18 protein-coding genes are annotated in these 16648 nt (G+C 32.7%); 11 read left to right on the top strand and 7 right to left on the bottom strand.

All coding sequences use genetic code 11. The annotated features are described in order from the left end of the window. Nucleotide 1: 1 nt before the first annotated feature. Nucleotides 2-544 (top strand): DUF420 domain-containing protein, encoded by a 543-nt coding sequence (locus ABXT06_RS21510; protein ID WP_354592581.1) that lies wholly within the window; start codon nt 2-4, stop codon nt 542-544. Between the two features lie 40 nt (nt 545-584). Next, the gene (locus tag ABXT06_RS21505) at nt 585-794 is read left to right on the top strand and encodes a CAMCR motif-containing small membrane protein (protein WP_354592580.1); all 210 of its coding nucleotides are present in this window, start codon (nt 585-587) and stop codon (nt 792-794) included. Between the two features lie 17 nt (nt 795-811). Here ABXT06_RS21505 and ABXT06_RS21500 read toward each other — a convergent pair whose 3' ends face one another. Further along, nucleotides 812-2218, bottom strand: a complete 1407-nt coding sequence (locus ABXT06_RS21500; protein WP_354592579.1) for a DUF4403 family protein — start codon at nt 2216-2218, stop codon at nt 812-814. Nucleotides 2219-2396: 178 nt separating this feature from the next. Here ABXT06_RS21500 and ABXT06_RS21495 point away from each other — a divergent pair, with 178 nt between their 5' ends. The 7 genes from ABXT06_RS21495 (at nt 2397) to tsaB (ending at nt 10302) form a co-directional block, all read left to right on the top strand. After that, complete coding sequence (locus ABXT06_RS21495) at nt 2397-3098, top strand: ABC transporter ATP-binding protein (protein WP_177210927.1); 702 nt, start codon at nt 2397-2399, stop codon at nt 3096-3098. Next, a complete protein-coding gene (locus ABXT06_RS21490; RefSeq protein WP_354592578.1) occupies nt 3091-4335 on the top strand; it encodes an ABC transporter permease in 1245 nt (414 codons plus the stop codon). The genes ABXT06_RS21495 and ABXT06_RS21490 overlap by 8 nt, the downstream gene beginning before the upstream one ends. A gap of 2 nt (nt 4336-4337) precedes the next feature. Continuing rightward, nucleotides 4338-5603 (top strand): ABC transporter permease, encoded by a 1266-nt coding sequence (locus tag ABXT06_RS21485; RefSeq protein WP_354592577.1) that lies wholly within the window; start codon nt 4338-4340, stop codon nt 5601-5603. A gap of 37 nt (nt 5604-5640) precedes the next feature. Then, nucleotides 5641-6762 (top strand): efflux RND transporter periplasmic adaptor subunit, encoded by a 1122-nt coding sequence (locus ABXT06_RS21480; RefSeq protein ID WP_354592576.1) that lies wholly within the window; start codon nt 5641-5643, stop codon nt 6760-6762. A gap of 85 nt (nt 6763-6847) precedes the next feature. Next, nucleotides 6848-8299 (top strand): TolC family protein, encoded by a 1452-nt coding sequence (locus tag ABXT06_RS21475; RefSeq protein WP_354592575.1) that lies wholly within the window; start codon nt 6848-6850, stop codon nt 8297-8299. A gap of 6 nt (nt 8300-8305) precedes the next feature. Beyond that, on the top strand, nt 8306-9598 hold the full coding sequence (locus ABXT06_RS21470; protein ID WP_354592574.1) for an efflux RND transporter periplasmic adaptor subunit: 1293 nt from the start codon (nt 8306-8308) through the stop codon (nt 9596-9598). 32 nt (nt 9599-9630) lie between these two features. Then, nucleotides 9631-10302, top strand: coding sequence for a tRNA (adenosine(37)-N6)-threonylcarbamoyltransferase complex dimerization subunit type 1 TsaB (tsaB, locus tag ABXT06_RS21465; protein WP_354592573.1), 672 nt, complete (start codon nt 9631-9633; stop codon nt 10300-10302). 2 nt (nt 10303-10304) lie between these two features. Here tsaB and ABXT06_RS21460 read toward each other — a convergent pair whose 3' ends face one another. The 3 genes from ABXT06_RS21460 to ABXT06_RS21450 form a co-directional block, all read right to left on the bottom strand. Then, entirely contained in the window at nt 10305-11117 is an 813-nt protein-coding gene (locus ABXT06_RS21460; RefSeq protein WP_354592572.1) for a mechanosensitive ion channel family protein, read from the bottom strand. 88 nt (nt 11118-11205) lie between these two features. Further along, complete coding sequence (locus ABXT06_RS21455) at nt 11206-11613, bottom strand: YtxH domain-containing protein (RefSeq protein WP_354592571.1); 408 nt, start codon at nt 11611-11613, stop codon at nt 11206-11208. Between the two features lie 142 nt (nt 11614-11755). Beyond that, nucleotides 11756-12655 (bottom strand): NifU family protein, encoded by a 900-nt coding sequence (locus tag ABXT06_RS21450; RefSeq protein WP_354592570.1) that lies wholly within the window; start codon nt 12653-12655, stop codon nt 11756-11758. Nucleotides 12656-12798: 143 nt separating this feature from the next. Here ABXT06_RS21450 and ABXT06_RS21445 point away from each other — a divergent pair, with 143 nt between their 5' ends. Both ABXT06_RS21445 and ABXT06_RS21440 read left to right on the top strand, forming a co-directional pair. Further along, nucleotides 12799-13788: a PorP/SprF family type IX secretion system membrane protein gene (locus tag ABXT06_RS21445; RefSeq protein ID WP_354592569.1), complete on the top strand. Its 990-nt coding sequence runs from the start codon at nt 12799-12801 to the stop codon at nt 13786-13788. Between the two features lie 10 nt (nt 13789-13798). After that, nucleotides 13799-14317, top strand: a complete 519-nt coding sequence (locus ABXT06_RS21440) for a gamma carbonic anhydrase family protein (protein ID WP_354592568.1) — start codon at nt 13799-13801, stop codon at nt 14315-14317. Between the two features lie 86 nt (nt 14318-14403). On the opposite strand, the gene ABXT06_RS21435 is transcribed toward ABXT06_RS21440, so the two are convergent. From ABXT06_RS21435 to ABXT06_RS21425, 3 genes are all read right to left on the bottom strand, one after another. Then, nucleotides 14404-15117, bottom strand: a complete 714-nt coding sequence (locus ABXT06_RS21435; RefSeq protein ID WP_354592598.1) for a LytR/AlgR family response regulator transcription factor — start codon at nt 15115-15117, stop codon at nt 14404-14406. 129 nt (nt 15118-15246) lie between these two features. Then, nucleotides 15247-16362, bottom strand: a complete 1116-nt coding sequence (locus ABXT06_RS21430) for a sensor histidine kinase (protein WP_354592567.1) — start codon at nt 16360-16362, stop codon at nt 15247-15249. Next, nucleotides 16363-16641, bottom strand: a complete 279-nt coding sequence (locus ABXT06_RS21425; RefSeq protein ID WP_354592566.1) for a DUF4907 domain-containing protein — start codon at nt 16639-16641, stop codon at nt 16363-16365. It abuts the gene before it with no gap. Nucleotides 16642-16648: the final 7 nt, after the last annotated feature.

The raw sequence follows: 16648 nt of genomic DNA, 5'->3' as shown, positions 1-16648 counted from the left end.
AATGGAAGATAATACTTTAGAGAAAAAGTTCAGCAAATTCATTATTGCAGTTTCAATAATAATTCCTGTTGTTGTGGCAATTTTGTTTGGAGTTAAATTAAAAGATTTTGGTGTTAATGTAGAGCCTTTATCGTTTTTACCTCCAATTTATGCAACTACAAACGGTATTACAGCTGTTGTTTTGGTTTTGGCTGTTGTGGCAATTAAGAAAGGAAATCAAAAATTGCACGAAAGATTGATGACTTCGGCTATTGCATTGTCGGTTGCGTTTTTAGTTATGTATGTAGCGTATCATATGACTTCAGATTCTACAAAGTATGGAGGAGAAGGAGCATTGCGTTATGTCTATTTCTTTATTCTGATTACGCATATTTTATTGTCAATTACAATTATTCCACTTGTTTTGATTACGTATGTAAGAGCTCTTGCAAAACGTTTTGACAGACATAGAAAAATTGCTAAAATCACTTTTCCGCTTTGGCTATATGTTGCTGTGACAGGAGTGATTGTTTATTTAATGATTTCGCCTTATTATGTACACTAAAAATAAAATCCAAAAATCAAGTTCCAAATTACAAAGTTACATGCTTGGAATTTGTATTTATTTAATCGGAATTTCAGCGAATGCACAATGCGCCATGTGTCGTGCAGCATTATCGGGGGATTCTAATACTAAAAAAGCAGAAGCAGTAAATGATGGAATTGTTTATTTAATGGTTATTCCGTATTTACTAGTATTAATAATAGGATATTTGATTTATCGAATGTATTCTAAAAAGAAAAAAGCAGTGTAATTACTGCTTTTTTTCTTTTATTTAAGTCCGTTAACCGAGACATTCACCGTTCCGTTTATTTTGATGAAAGCTATAATCGCTTGATTGGTTAGCTGTATTTTGTCAAACTGAATATCTTCCATTTTTCCATTTACAAATACACCTGGCATTGGGGAATAATTCTTTAAGTAACCTGCCATACTTTTTTTGCCTTCTTCCAAATTTGGCTGGATTGAATAGCGACAGCTTTCTTCCATTTTTCTTAAAATGTATCCTTGTCCAAGCCAGCTTGCAGTTCGCATCAATTTACTTTTGGTATCCAAAACATAATCTAGCTTTTCAAAATAAATTTCTTTCGTCTGAGCATTGTATGAAGGAAAACCATTTAAATATAGTGTTCCGTCTATAGATCCTAAAACGTCTAATGCGATAACCATTTTACCATCTTTATGCCAGATGGAAACATTTTTAACTGTTACTTTCTTACTGCCAGAACCAAACTCTTGGCCAGCAAAATTCTTAGTCATAATTTTAGAGGCATCTACATAGCTTGAAATCGCCGCAATATTAGCAGAAATCTGATTTGGAATTTTAGCAACAGGTTTCAAAACGATTTTGCTGGCACTATATTTCGATTCAGGCTGTTTGCCAACAATAGTTTCCATGTTGCATTTCATACCCATATCTAGCAGAAATGAATCGTTTTTAAGTTTGGCGTTTGTTGAATAGATTTCGATAGGAACAATTCGCAACCAGCTTTCGTAGGTATCACTCATTTGAAAAGGATTACAGATTTTTTCAACCGCTTGTAGAACATTTGGTTTAAAATCCATTGATTTTTCGATTGCTTCATCTATTTTCTTTTCTAGTTTGCTTTTAAAAATAGAAATAGCAGGATTTATTAAATAAGTAATTGGCATGTTTTTTCCAAATATTGACATAGTTGGGCTTTCATTCCAATCAAGAGACTTAAACTCTGTTTTTGTAGTCAGTTTCCAATTGGATAAAGCAGTTTCGCTTGAAAGTGTTATAACTCCGTTTAAGTTAAATTCTCTGATATCGTACAATTCTACTCCTAATTTTTTTGTGCCAATTCGATACTTAATATTCACTTTAAGCGGTAAAATTGTTCTAATTCTTTTGTCAAGATTTGTGGGGTCATTTTGAATTTTGATTGGCGCTTGTTTCCAGATTTTCATTTCAATATCATCGTCTTCGATATTGTTGTCTTCATAAATTAAGCCGTTAAGCAAAGAGTTGGTCTGGCTTTCAATATCGCTTAATTTGATTGTAATAGGAAGGTTTATAAAGGAAGGACTGCTGTCATAAATTAACGGACTAGCATCGTCTGGTTCGGGTTTTAATGTTTCTAATTTTTGAGCCGATGAACAGCCAGATAGCACTGCAAGTGCTGTAAACATTGAAATAATAGAACTAAGCTTCATTTAAGATGGTTTTTATTGTGAAGTAAAATTACGAAAACAATCATATTTTATTAAAAAAGTGTAACAATAACTAAATTATGCAGTCTTATACTGAATAGGTAAACAAAATTATTAACTTTTTATTATCATAAATTACTTAATAAAAACGTTATTATTGTCTAAAAAATTTAACAATACCATGATTGAAATTAAAGATTTACATAAATCCTATAAGATGGGAAGTTCAGAATTACATGTTTTAAAAGGTATTAATTTTAATATTGAAGAGGGTGAATTAGTTGCAATCATGGGGTCATCTGGTTCAGGTAAATCTACACTTCTTAACATTTTGGGAATTCTGGATGAAGCTGATTCTGGAAGTTATATTTTAGATAAAACACCTATAAAAAAATTAAACGAAACAATTGCTTCAAAATACCGCAATAAGTTTTTAGGTTTTGTTTTTCAGTCTTTTAACTTAATCAATTATAAAACAGCATTAGACAATGTGGCGATGCCTTTGTATTATCAGGGTGTTAAAAGAAAGGAACGTTACGATATAGCAATGAAGTATTTGGAAAAAGTAGGTTTAGGTTCTCACGTTCATCACTTGCCAAATGAACTTTCTGGAGGTCAGAAACAGCGTGTGGCTATTGCAAGAGCATTGGCATCAAATCCGAAAGTATTGCTTGCAGATGAGCCAACAGGGGCGTTGGATACTAAAACTTCTTATGAAGTTATGGAACTTATTCAAGGAATTAATGATGAGGGAAAGACAATTTTGATTGTTACACACGAGCCAGATATTGCAGCAATGTGCAAAAGAAATGTAGTCCTAAAAGACGGATTAATTATCGATGATAAAAAAGTAGAACAAGTTAGAGCTTCGTCTTATGTTTAATATTGAACGCTGGCAGGAAATATTTGAAGCCATTTCAAAAAACCGTTTAAGAACATTCTTAACAGGAGTTTCGGTGGCTTCTGGAATCTTTATTTTGGTAATCCTGCTTGGTGCAGGAAAAGGTCTTCAAAACGGAATTGAAAAACAATTTGAACGTGATGCTGCTGGAATTATAGAGGTTTGGTCTGGAACAACTACTAAAGAGTACAAAGGGTTAAATCCAGGAAGACAGATTCAATTTCGCAATAGCGATTACAACCAATCGGTGCAGAAATTTGAAGACAAGTTAGATCTGAGAGCTTCAACAAATAATTATTGGGGGCAGGCTTTTGCTTATGGCAAAGAATCGGGAAGTTATCAGTTTAGAGGAGTAGATCCAGATTATGGAGGAATAGAAAATTTAACCATAGTACAAGGCCGGTATATCAATGCTAAGGATCTCGAAAGCAATGCAAAAGTGGCTGTTATCGGGATGAAGTTAAAAACAGATCTACTTAAAGATAAAGAAGCAATAGGGGAAGAAATTCTGATAAACAATATCAACTTTAAAGTAGTAGGAGTTTTTACAGATCCAGGAGGCGAAAGAGAAGAAACTCGAGCTTATTTACCCTTGACTACAGTTCAAAAAACATTTGGAGGTGGAGATAAAATCAGCAATTTGTTTTTTACTTTAAAAAAGACAAGTGATTATGATGAAGCATTGGCTCAATCAGAAAAATTTACACAAGATTTAAAAGACTTATTAAAGAGTAAAAATGTAGTGGCGCCTGAGGATGACGGTGGTGTTGGAGTTTATAATTCGGTTAAGGACGCTAAACAATTTTACGATTTAAACCTATATATAAGACTCTTTTTCTGGTGGGTTGGTATATGTACGATTATCGCTGGTGTCGTTGGAGTAAGTAATATCATGCTTATTATTGTAAAAGAACGTACAAAAGAAATCGGAATCAGAAAAGCATTAGGAGCTTCACCTTTTTCTATTATCACAATGATTCTTCATGAATCGATTTTTATCACGACCATTGCAGGCTTTGTTGGATTATTGGCTAGTCTTGCTTTATTGGAGTTTGTTGGACCAATGGTTCAGAGTGAATATTTCAGAAATCCTGAAGTAGATTTTAGTGTGGCTTTAACTACTTTGGTATTACTTGTTTTTGCGGGAGCAATGGCAGGATTTTTTCCAGCCTACAGAGCAGCCAAAATTAAACCTATTGTAGCACTTAGAGACGAATAATTATGTTTAAAAAAGATAATTGGGACGAGATTTTGCAGGCCTTAACCGCCAACCCTTTCAGGACTATCCTGACGGCTTTTGGTGTTTTTTGGGGTATTTTTATCTTGGTAATTTTACTTGCTGCAGGTAATGGTTTGGAAAATGGTATCAAAAAGGGTTTTGATGGAATCGCAACCAATACCATGTTTATGTGGAGTCAGACTACTTCTAAGGCTTATAAGGGTTTGCCAAAAACAAGACGTTATGATTTTAGAAATAGTGATGTAACTGCTTTAAAAGCGGCGTTGCCAGATTTATTATATGTTTCGCCAAGAAATCAGTTAGGTGATTTTAACGGAACAAATAACGTTGTAAGAGGCACTAAAACTTCGGCTTTTACAATTTATGGAGATTATCCAGAGCTGATTAAACAGCAGCCGATGGATATCATTAAAGGAAGATTTGTAAATCAGCAGGATATTGAGCAAAGAAGAAAAGTCTGTGTAATTGGCAAAGGAGTTATCAGTGAGCTTTATGGTAAAGAAGAGGAAGCTGTTGGAACGTATATAAAAATTAACAGCATCAATTTCATGGTTGTTGGAGTTTATAAATCGAAACAGCAAGGAGGAAATGCAGAACAGGAACAAAAGAATATTTTTATTCCTTTTACAACTTTTCAGCAGGCTTTTAATTACGGGGATAAAGTGGGATGGATGGCACTTACGGCAAAAGACGAAACGTCTATAACCGATTTAAAGCCTAAAATTTTAGAGATCATAAAAGCACTGCATTCTATAAACCCGACAGATGAGAGAGCAGTTGGAAATTTTGATTTGTATGAGCAGTTTAATAAAGTGCAAAGCCTATTTAATATTTTAAAAGTAATTGCGTATTTCGTAGGAACGTTAGTATTGATTTCGGGTGTAATCGGAATTTCAAATATTATGCTGATTGTGGTTAAAGAACGTACAAAAGAAATAGGAATTAGAAGAGCTTTAGGTGCAACACCTGGAGCAATTAGAGGGCAGATACTATCAGAGTCTATATTTTTAACTATTATCTCAGGCATGCTCGGAATTGCCGTTGCGACAGGAATTATAGCGCTTTTAAATATGGCACTAGATTCGATGCCAGCGGGAGAAAATACTATGTTTGCCAATCCAACTGTAGATTTAGGGGTTGTGTTTGTAGCATTAATTATATTGGTTGGATCTGGTTTGCTTGCCGGATTTATCCCAGCACAGACAGCAATCAATGTGAAACCCGTAGATGCATTAAGGACAGAATAAATTATCAATCAAAATAAATCGATTAAACCAAAAACAAATGAAAAAAGGAGTAACCGTAACCATTTTAATATTTATTGCAGTTGTTTTTTTTGGCGCGCTTTACTATTTGTATGCTAAAAACCAAGAATCGCCAATTATATTTAAAACGGAAAAAGCAGAAATAAAAACCATCGTAAAAAATACTATTGCGACAGGTAATATTCAGCCTGATGAAGAAGTTTTAATCAAACCAAATATCTCAGGTATTATTGAAGAAGTGTACATTAAAGCTGGTGAAAAAATCAAAGCTGGTGATATGATTGCTAAAATTAGAGTTGTGGCTAATGTTTCTAATGTAAGCAGTTCTCAGAATCAGGTGCAGACAGCTAAAATAGCATTAGATAATCAGGAAAAAATCTACAAAAGACAGAAAACATTATTCGAAAAAGATGTAATTTCTGCAAATGATTATGATGCAGCGCAGTTGGCTTACAACCAAGCAAAACAAAACTATTTGGCTGCAAAACAAGGTTTAGATATCGTTAAAACAGGAACAACTTCTTCTTTGGGGAATTATGCTAACACATTAATTCGTTCTACAGTAAACGGAATGGTATTAGACGTTCCAGTAAAAGTAGGTAACCAAGTTATTGAAAGTAATAACTTTAATGAAGGAACTACAATTGCAAGTGTTGCTGATGTTGGAAGAATGATTTTTATTGGAAAAATCGATGAATCTGAGGTTGGAAAAATTAAAGAAAAAATGCCAATTGAAATCACAATTGGCGCAATCGAAAATAAAAAGTTTGATGCTGTTTTAAATTATATTGCTCCAAAAGGAGTTACAGAAAATGGAGCAATCCAGTTTGAAATTAAAGCACAAATGATCAACAGAGATGATACTTTTATTAGAGCAGGTTTAAGTGCCAACGCTTCAATTATTTTAGAAAAAGCAGAAAAAGTTCTAGCAATAAAAGAATCTTTGGTTCAATTTGACAAAAAAACACAAAAGCCTTATGTAGAAGTTGAAACAGCTCCACAGAAATTTCAAAGAAGAGATTTGGTTCTTGGAGTAAGCGACGGTATCTACGTTCAAGTTAAAAGCGGTGTAAATGATACAGATAAAATTAAAATCTGGAATCAGGGCTTAATTAACGAAGGGGACAAAGAAAAAAAATAAGCTAATTTGAAAGGTTAAGGATCTTTTTGGTTTTAAAAATGTTAAATTTGCGTAGTTCGGTTGACTGCGCTTTCATTAAAAGTATATGAAAATAAATAAATATAATAGTCTGGTTATAGCATTGTTATTCGGTTTCGGATTAACTGGACAGGCGCAATCAAAAAAATGGACTTTAGAAGAGTGTGTGAGATACGCGCTTGAAAATAATATTACGATCAAGCAATCAGAATTGGATTTGAAAAATGCTGACATTGACAAAAAAGCAGCATTTGGTAATTATCTTCCTTCTGTAAACGGAAGTGCTTCCCATTCTTGGAACATTGGTTTGAACCAAGATGTTACTACAGGTATTTTACGTAATCAAACTACGCAATATTCTTCAATAGGATTAAATGCTGGAGTAGATATTTACAAAGGTCTGCAAAATCAAAATACTCTGAGAAAATCAAAACTATCAATAATTGCTTCGCAATATCAATTGTTAAAAATGCAAGAAGATATTTCGTTGAATGTCGCTAGTGCTTTTTTACAAATTTTATCTAACAAAGAAGATTTAAAAGTTAAAAAAGAACAGTTGGCAATTGATGAAAAACGATACACCCGCTCTGAGGAGATGGTAAATGCAGGAACGATTCCGCGTGGAGATTTGTTCGATTTGAAGGCTACTGTAGCAACAGATAAGCAAAACATAGCAGTTTCTGAGAATAATTTATTGATTTCTAAATTGAGTTTGGCTCAGCTTTTACAATTAAAAGAATTTGCAGATTTTGATGTGGTTGATGATACAAATGTAATGGATGAAAATAATATCCTAGCTCAGAGCCCAATCGAAATCTACAATAAAGCGAAAGAAACTAGAACAGAGTTAAAATTGGCTCAGACGAATTTGGAGATTGCCGAGAAAAATGTTGCCATTGCCAAAGGAGCTTATCAACCAACCTTGAGTGCTTTCTACAGTTTTAATACTAGAGCAAGTTATTCTGATATTGTAGTAGGATCTACACCAAATACGGCAAATCCTACTTCTCAAATCGGATATGTTCAGGGAACCAATCAGGCAGTTTTACAGGATAATTACATGCCAGTTGTGGGTAAAGCAGATCCAATTTTAGATCAGTTTAAAGATAATAAAGGGCAATCTTTCGGATTTCAGCTTTCTGTGCCTATCTTTAATGGTTTTTCAGTTAGAAATAATGTAGAACGTAATAAAGTAAGTTTAGAAAAATCTAAAATAGATTTAGAGCAAAAAAGTTTAGATTTGCAGCGTAACGTTTATACGGCATTTACCGATGCAAGAGGAGCTTTAAATACCTATGAGTCGTCTACAGTGACTTTAGAAGCGAGACAGCAGGCATACAATTACGCAAAAGAAAAATACGATGTTGGTTTAATGAATTCATTCGATTTCACACAAGCTCAAACATTGTTGACCAATGCACAGTCTGATGTTATCAGAACAAAATACGATTACATGTTCAAAATTAAAATATTAGAGTTTTATTTCGGAATTCCAATTGTTCCAATTATTACAAAATAATTTATTATGTCAAAAAAAACAGTTTATTTCTTATTAGGTGGTGCAATAGTTCTTATTGCCGTTTTAGTTGGTCTTTCTAAGGCTGGAGTAATAGGAAATAAGGATGAAGGAAAAGAAGTAGAAACTGCAAAAGTGATGGCTTCAACAATTGTTGAAACAGTGTCTGCAACAGGTAAAATTCAGCCCGAAATTGAGGTTAAAATTGCTTCGATGGTTTCGGGCGAGATAATTTCATTAAATGTAAAAGAAGGACAAGTAGTAAAAAAAGGTGATTTATTAGTAAAGATAAATCCCGATTTATATACCTCTGGATTAGATAGGTCTGTTGCAAATTTAGCCGGAACAAAAGCAAGTCTTACTCAATCTGACGCTAGTTTTAAAGAAGCAAAAGCAAATTATGAGCGTAATAAAATATTATATGATAAGGGTGTAATCTCAAAATCGGATTGGGATAAAGCTATTTCTACTTTTGAAGTTGCTAAAGCAACAAAACAAAGTGCTTATTACAATGTTCAAAGTGCTTCGGCATCTGTTACCGAAGCCAAAGACAATTTAGGACGTACAACTATTTATTCTCCAGCAGATGGAACTATTTCTGTATTAAATGTAGAATTGGGGGAAAGAGTTTTAGGAACACAGCAAATGGCAGGTACAGAGCTATTGCGTGTTGCTAACCTAAACAATATGGAAGTTGAAGTTGATGTAAACGAAAATGACATCGTAAAAATTAAAATTGGAGACGAAGCAAATGTGGAAGTTGATGCCTATTTGAAAAAGAAATTTAAAGGTGTTGTAACCAGTATTTCTAATTCTGCAAGTACGACATTGACTTCAGATCAAGTAACGAATTTTAAAGTTAAAGTTCGTATTCTGAAAGATTCGTATCAAGATCTGCTAGAAGGAAAACCGAGCACATATTCTCCTTTTAGACCAGGAATGACAGCTACAGTTGATATTATTACAACAACAAAAACAAATGTTTTGGCAGTGCCAATTAGTTCTGTTGTAGTAAAATCGGATACTACAGCTGTAAAGGATTTCAAAGTGGAAGATCCAAATGAAGATAAAAAAGCAGCTCCAAAAAGCGATAAAAAATTCGAATGTGTTTTTGTAAAAGTTGGAGATAAAGCTAAGATTAGAATCATTAAAACTGGAATTCAGGACGATACTAATATTGAAGTAATGTCTGGACTTAAACCTGGTGATGTTGTTATTACAGGCCCATATACAACAGTTTCTAAAGAACTTAATTCTGGAGATAAAGTAAAGCTTAAGAAAGCTGAAGCTCCAAAAAAATAATATAATACCACAATAATTTAAAATTTAATACTTTGTCTTTTATTCTCAATATCGAAACGGCTACTAAAAATTGTTCTGTATCTATTGCAAAAGATGGTCAGACCATTGTTTGCAGCGAATTGGCGGGTGAAGGGTATTCGCATGCCGAAAAACTTCATGTTTTTATTGAAGAAGTAATAGCAAAAGCTGGAATATCGGCGCAGGATTTAAAAGCTGTTGCTGTTAGCCAAGGGCCGGGATCATATACAGGTTTAAGAATTGGTGTTTCGGCAGCAAAGGGTTTATGCTATGCTTTAAATATTCCGTTGATTGCTGTTGATACGATGCAGACTTTAGCATCCCAGGCAGGAGTTACCGACGGAAAAATCATTCCGATGTTAGATGCGCGTCGTATGGAAGTTTACAGCGCCATTTTTAATTCTGATTTGACACTGGAAAGAGCTATAAAGGCTGAAATCATTGACGAAAATTCATTTCATGAATATACAGACAAACTTTACTTTGTAGGCGATTGTGCTGATAAATGTAAAACTGTTTTGACTAAAGACAATTTTGTGTTTTTAGAAAACATAAAATATCCTTCTGCGCAAGCTATGAGTAAAATCAGTTTTGATAAGTATCAAAAAAGCGACACTGTAGATGTCGCTTATTTTGAACCTTATTATTTAAAGGATTTTATGATTGCTCTTCCAAAGAAACAATAATACTATTTTTGTATCGTATACGGTTGAATTGCAATTCCAGCCTCATCCAATGCTATTTTACAGTTTTCTAGAGTTTCAGAAAAAACAGCTCCGTAATTGGCATTTTTTGCCCAAGGACGAACAGCAAAATCAATAGAACTTGCTGATAGATTTTTTACAAAAACCTCAGGTGCAGGTTTTTTCAATACTTTCGGATTGTTGTTTAGAACTTCCAAAAGAATTTCTTTGGCCTTTTTAATATCAGAATCATAAGAAATAGCAAAAGTTAAATCTGCTCTTCTTTCCCCCTGCATCGAGTAATTGATGATATTTCCATTAGACAGAGAACCATTAGGAACAAATACAGTCTGATTATTTGCCGTAAGCATTTTAGTAACAAAAATCTGGATTTCAAGAACCGTTGCAATAACGCCTTGTGCTTCTATCGTATCTCCAACTTTAAATGGCTTGAAAACAATAATTAGCATTCCTCCTGCAAAGTTAGAAAGCGATCCTTGCAATGACAAACCTACAGCAAGACCCATTGCTCCTAAAATAGCTACAAACGAAGAAGTTTCTATTCCTAATTTAGAAATAAAAGTTACAAATAGTAATATTCGAAGCGCCCACAATAAAATATCGGATAAGAATTTTGTTAGTGTAGGATCTAGATTTCGCTGAATCATTATTTTTCTAATAATTCGATTAATCAGTCTGATGGCATATAAACCAACAAATAAGATTAAAAATGCGGAAATCAGTTTTGGTGAATAATCAACTAAAATGTCAATAAAACGACTGATGTATTTACTGACTTGTTCTGGACTAAGATTCATAGATTTAAAAATAAAAAAACCTTCTCATAAGAGAAGGTATATTAGTGGTGCAAATATAAAAATATTTACATTATTCTAAAAGGTGCATTTATGCTTTCTCAGCAGTATCGTCGGCTATTTCTTCTACTTCTGTAGCAGTTTTTTCGCTTGCATCAACAACGGTCTCAGAAATAGTTTCTGGTGTTTCACTGCTCAAAGAAGCTGTTTTTTCTTTAACAGAATCCACAACATCATTTATCGTTTCAGATGCTTTGTCTGCGTATTCGCTTACTGTTTCTTTTGCTTTTTCAGCATACTCTGATGCACGGTCAATAATCGGTTCTGAAACTTCCTTTACTTTTTCGATTGTTTCTTCCGCAAAAGCTTCTGCTTTCTCAATATACGGTGCGGCTGCTTCTTTTGCTTGTTCAAAAGTCTCTTCGGCATTATTTGCCAATTCAGTAACAGACTCTTTGGTTGAGCCAAATAAATTTTTAAAAAATGAAGATAATCCCATGGTTTTTAATTAATTGGTTAAGAATACAATATTAATTAATTTTATAGAATTACTAGTTTTTTTAATGATAAATAATTGATATCTAGTGTTTAATAATAAAAAAAGCGCCTCAATGAGGCGCTTTGTGTTGTGTTTTTTAAGATTAAGCATTTACAGCTTCTACCTTTATTGCTTCATCATTTAGCATACTCTTCAGCATATTTTCGATACCGCTTTTTAAAGTAAACGTAGAAGAAGGACACCCGCTGCAAGCACCTTGCAATAATACTTTTACTGTTTTGTCATCTTCGTTATAAGATTCAAAAGCAATATTTCCTCCATCTGCAGCTACAGCTGGTTTAACATATTCTTCTAAGATGTTAATGATTTGCTGTGATGTAACATCCAATTTATCAAAAGCTTCATCTTTTGTTGCTTCACTTTTGGCTTTAGTTTCGATTAAGCTTTCATCTAAAACAGTTCCTCCGTTTTCAATAAATTGTTTAATGAAAGTTCTTAATTCTAAAGTGATTTCATCCCAATTATTGATTTCATATTTTGTAACCGAAATATAATTTTCATCAATAAAAATTTCTTTCACATAAGGGAATTTGAATAATTCCTGAGCTAAAGGCGAAGAAGCAGTCTGATCGATATTTTTATATTCTACAGCATTACGAGTAAGCATTCTGCTCACAACAAATTTCAGTGCAGAAGGATTAGGAGTAGTTTCTCCGTAAACTGTAATAGGCTGTTTTTTTGGTTTTGTTTCATCAATTTTAATGATAACGCCACCTTTGTCAACAAAAGCACTGATTTGTTCAGCAACAGCATCTTTTACATCATCCCAATCTACGATGCTATATCTTTCGATAGCGATAAAGTTTCCTGAAATATAAACTGTTTTAACAAACGGTAAATAGAATAATTGCTGTGCTAGTGGAGAAGCTTGTGCTTCATCAATATTTTTAAACTCAAAGTTTTGATTTTGAGTAATAAAATCCTCAAACTCGAACTTTAATATAGTTGGATTTTGGGTTTCTTTTATAGTGATTTTAGTCATGATAATATATTTTTTGCAAATTTACTAAAGTTATTTTCTACTAATGGCTATATTTGATTTTTTAATGAAATAATTAAGACTCTTTTCAAATAAATCGCGTTAAATTAAAAGAGTGAAAATTATATAGAAACAATTTTGTCTTTATGAAATTAAAAATCAAGGTTTTATTAATTTTTCTCATTGTTACTTCGCATTCTTATTCCCAAGAGGGAATTCCTGTATATTCTGATTATTTGTCTGATAATTATTACCTTATTCACCCTTCGATGGCTGGTGCTGCAAATTGTGCCAAAATACGATTAACGGCTAGAAAACAATGGTTTGGGCAGGAAGATGCACCATCTCTGCAAACATTAAGTTTTAATGGAAGAATAGGTGAGCGTTCGGGGGCAGGTATTATTCTTTTTAATGATAAAAATGGATATCATTCTCAGAAAGGATTAAAAGCGACGTATGCTCATCATATTATGTTTTCTAGAGATGAAATAGATTTGAATCAGTTGTCTTTTGGTATAAGTGGAGGTGTAATGCAAAATCAATTGGATGAAACTAAATTTGGTCCTACACTTGACCCTTTGATTACTAATTCAGTGCTTAACGACACTTATTTTACAATGGATGTTGGAGCATCATATAATTATATGGATTTTTATGCTCATGCGACTGTTCAGGGGTTAATACAAACCAGAAAAGATCTTTATTCAGATTATGAAAATAATAATTTAAGAAAGTTTTTATTGAGTGCAGGTTATGTATTTGGTAAAAATGACAATTGGACTTGGGAACCTTCAATTCTTTTCCAGCTCTTTGATCAGACGAAAGAAAAAACAATCGACTTGAACATGAAAGCTTATAAGAATATGGATTTTGGAAGTCTTTGGGCGGCTTTGTCCTATAGAAGAGGCTTTGACGGAACTGAATATTTATCAGGAACCAGTGTTTCTTCTCAAAAATTGCAATATTTCACACCAATTGTTGGAGTTAATTTTAAGAACTTTATGTTTGCTTATACTTATTCTCAAGTAATGGGAGACGTTAAGTTTGACACTGGTGGTTATCACCAAATTACTTTAGGGATTAATTTATTTTGTAAAAAAGCACGTTACGATTGTAATTGTCCTGCGGTTAACTAAATCTATTTTTATGCTGATTAAATCTGTAAACGGAAAATCGCCTCTGATTCCAGAGGATTGTTATGTAGCAGAAAATGCTACTATTGTTGGAGATGTTACTTTTGGGGAATCTTGCAGTGTTTGGTTTAATGCTGTTATAAGAGGAGATGTTCATTTCATTAAAATAGGAAATAAAGTGAACATTCAAGATGGTGCTATAATTCATTGTACCTATCAAAAGCATCCAACCATTATAGGAAATAACGTTTCAATAGGACATAACGCGATTGTGCATGGCTGTACGATTCACGATAATGTTTTAATAGGAATGGGAGCAATTGTAATGGATAATTGCGTAGTAGAAAGCAATGCTATAATTGCTGCTGGTGCCGTAGTAACTCAAAATACGGTTGTAACTTCAGGAAGCATTTATGCTGGCGTTCCTGCTAAAAAAGTAAAAGATATTGATCAATCTGATTTTGCAGGCGAAATTGAACGTATTTCTAATAATTACGTGATGTATTCTAGCTGGTTTAAAGAAGAAAAATAAGAAATAAAAAATCCCAAAATAGAAATTCCAAACTCCAAGAGCCCAAGCTTTTGGAATTTGGATTTTTTTTATTAGATTTTTACAAACTAGAGGTTGATTTTTTCAAAGAAGGTGCTTTTATAGCTTTCGCTGATTGGAATTCTTTTATCGCTTATTAAAACCTTGTTTTTCTGAATTGATTTTACATGTTTGATATTAATAATATACGACCTATGAATTCTAGCAAAACCTTTGTTTGAAAGTAAATTTTCAAGCTTGATTAAACTAATTAAAGTCAGTGTAAATTTATTGTCTGTGGTGTAAATTTTGACATAATCTTTGAGGCCTTCAATAAAAAGAATATCGGCAAAATTCAATTTTACATTTTCATATTCTGCTCGAACAAACATAAAATCCTGCTCTATTTCTGGAGCATTATTACTTTCTGTAATAGTCTGAACTGCTGCAGGCTGTAAAACCTGCTGTGCTCTTACAACTGCTTTTAAGAACCGATGAAACGGAATTGGTTTTACTAAATAATCAACAGCACCAAGATTAAATCCTTCTACGGCATAATCAGAATAAGCTGTTGTGAAAATAACTAGAGGCTTTTTTTCTATGGTATTTAAAAAATCAATTCCTGAAAAGTGAGGCATTTGAATATCCAGAAAAATCAAATCTACATTATTCTGATTGATAAATGAAACGGCATCAATAGCATTATTGAAAGTACTAATTAGTTCCAGAGTATCAACCTTTTTGACAAAATCTTGCAATAGTTCTACAGCCAAAGGTTCATCATCAATAATTACACATTTCATCATTTCTAAATTGTTTTTTAAAATTTATTCTGCATTCAAAAGTAATTTGAAACCAGTAAATTAAGTTTTAAAATTTTCATAAAATACTGGTTTTTACAAATCAAATTAAGCGTTAACTGTTATTGTTTTTTAATCTACTGCGGTTTTAATTTCATCTAACTTTAAATTCAAATGAACTCGGTAATAATTATCATCTTGTGTAATGGTCAGTTCATGTGCGTTTGGATAAAGCAGATCAAGGCGGCTTTGGATATTTACTAATCCAATTCCTGAATTTTCTGGATCTTTCACGTAATTTTCAATGGTGTTTTCAATCCAAAAGTCAAGATTGTGATCTGTAATCAGAATCTTGATTTTTACGTGAGCTGCGCCTTTATAATCAGTTCCATATTTAAAAGCATTTTCTACAAAAGAAATCAATAGTAAAGGTTCGATAAATTTGTTTTTAGTATCGCCATGTACATTGATTACAATGTCTTCAATATTGTTTAATCGTAGCTTTTGCAATTCGATATAATTCTGAATATAATTGACCTCTTTTTCTAAAGCCACCGTTTTGTTGTCAGTCTCATACAGCATATAGCGCATTAGTTCAGACAAGGTTACGATGGCATCAGGGACCAAATCAGATTTTTTATGTGCCAAAGAATAAATACTGTTTAAGGAATTAAATAAAAAATGCGGATTGGTTTGTTTACGCAAATAAATCAATTCAGTATTTGTTCTGTGTGTTTCTGCAATCAGTTTATTTTGTTGATTATTATAAAATTCAGTTAATGTTTTAATAATAGCAGAGATCGTAATAATCAGAATATAGAAAAATGACGGTGCAATTTTAAAGAAAAGTGGCTGTCTCATTTCTATTTTGTGATGCATTTTGCCATCTCTCGGAAAAAAATGGGGGTCACGAATAATGGTTTCAGTATGCATCATTTTTTCGGGCCTTAAATGTCTAAATTCAGGAACAAAATAATTTAATCTTATTGCCATAAATAGAACAATCAGACCAACAGCAAATATGCCATACAGCCAATATTTTTTTTGCAGTAGATAATTTGGGACCAAATAAAAATAGTTCAGATAAAACAATAGAATTCCTGAAAACCATTGAGCGTAAAAATCATTGTCGAGCTTAAAGGGGCTTTCGTAAAATTGAATTAAAGAAGTCAAAATAAAGAAAATCCATATCATGGAATGGAATAGTATTTTGTTGTAGCCGTTATTTTTAATGGTATCGATCTGCATTTACAATTTTATTTTTAATAAAATTAGTTCATTTTTGGTTACCGTTGGAGATAAGTTTTGTGTGAGTTTTTGCTTTACAAGATCAGCAACTTTCAACGCATCTTTTTCTGTTTCAAAGCTTTTAATGTTATTTATTACAGGAATAATAGATTGTTTAATTAAAACTTTTTCTTTGTAAGCAATTGTATATCCCCATCCAGAATTTGTTTTGAAAGAAGAGGATGTTAATGCCTCTTTTTTTGCACAAGCAGTAAAAAGTAAAAGAAGTATAAAAGCCATTAAATTC

It is taken from the genome of Flavobacterium sp. UW10123, assembly GCF_040538975.1.
GTDB lineage: Bacteria > Bacteroidota > Bacteroidia > Flavobacteriales > Flavobacteriaceae > Flavobacterium.
The sequence above is the reverse complement of the archived record's forward strand: the minus strand, read 5'-3'. Positions and strand labels throughout refer to the sequence as shown.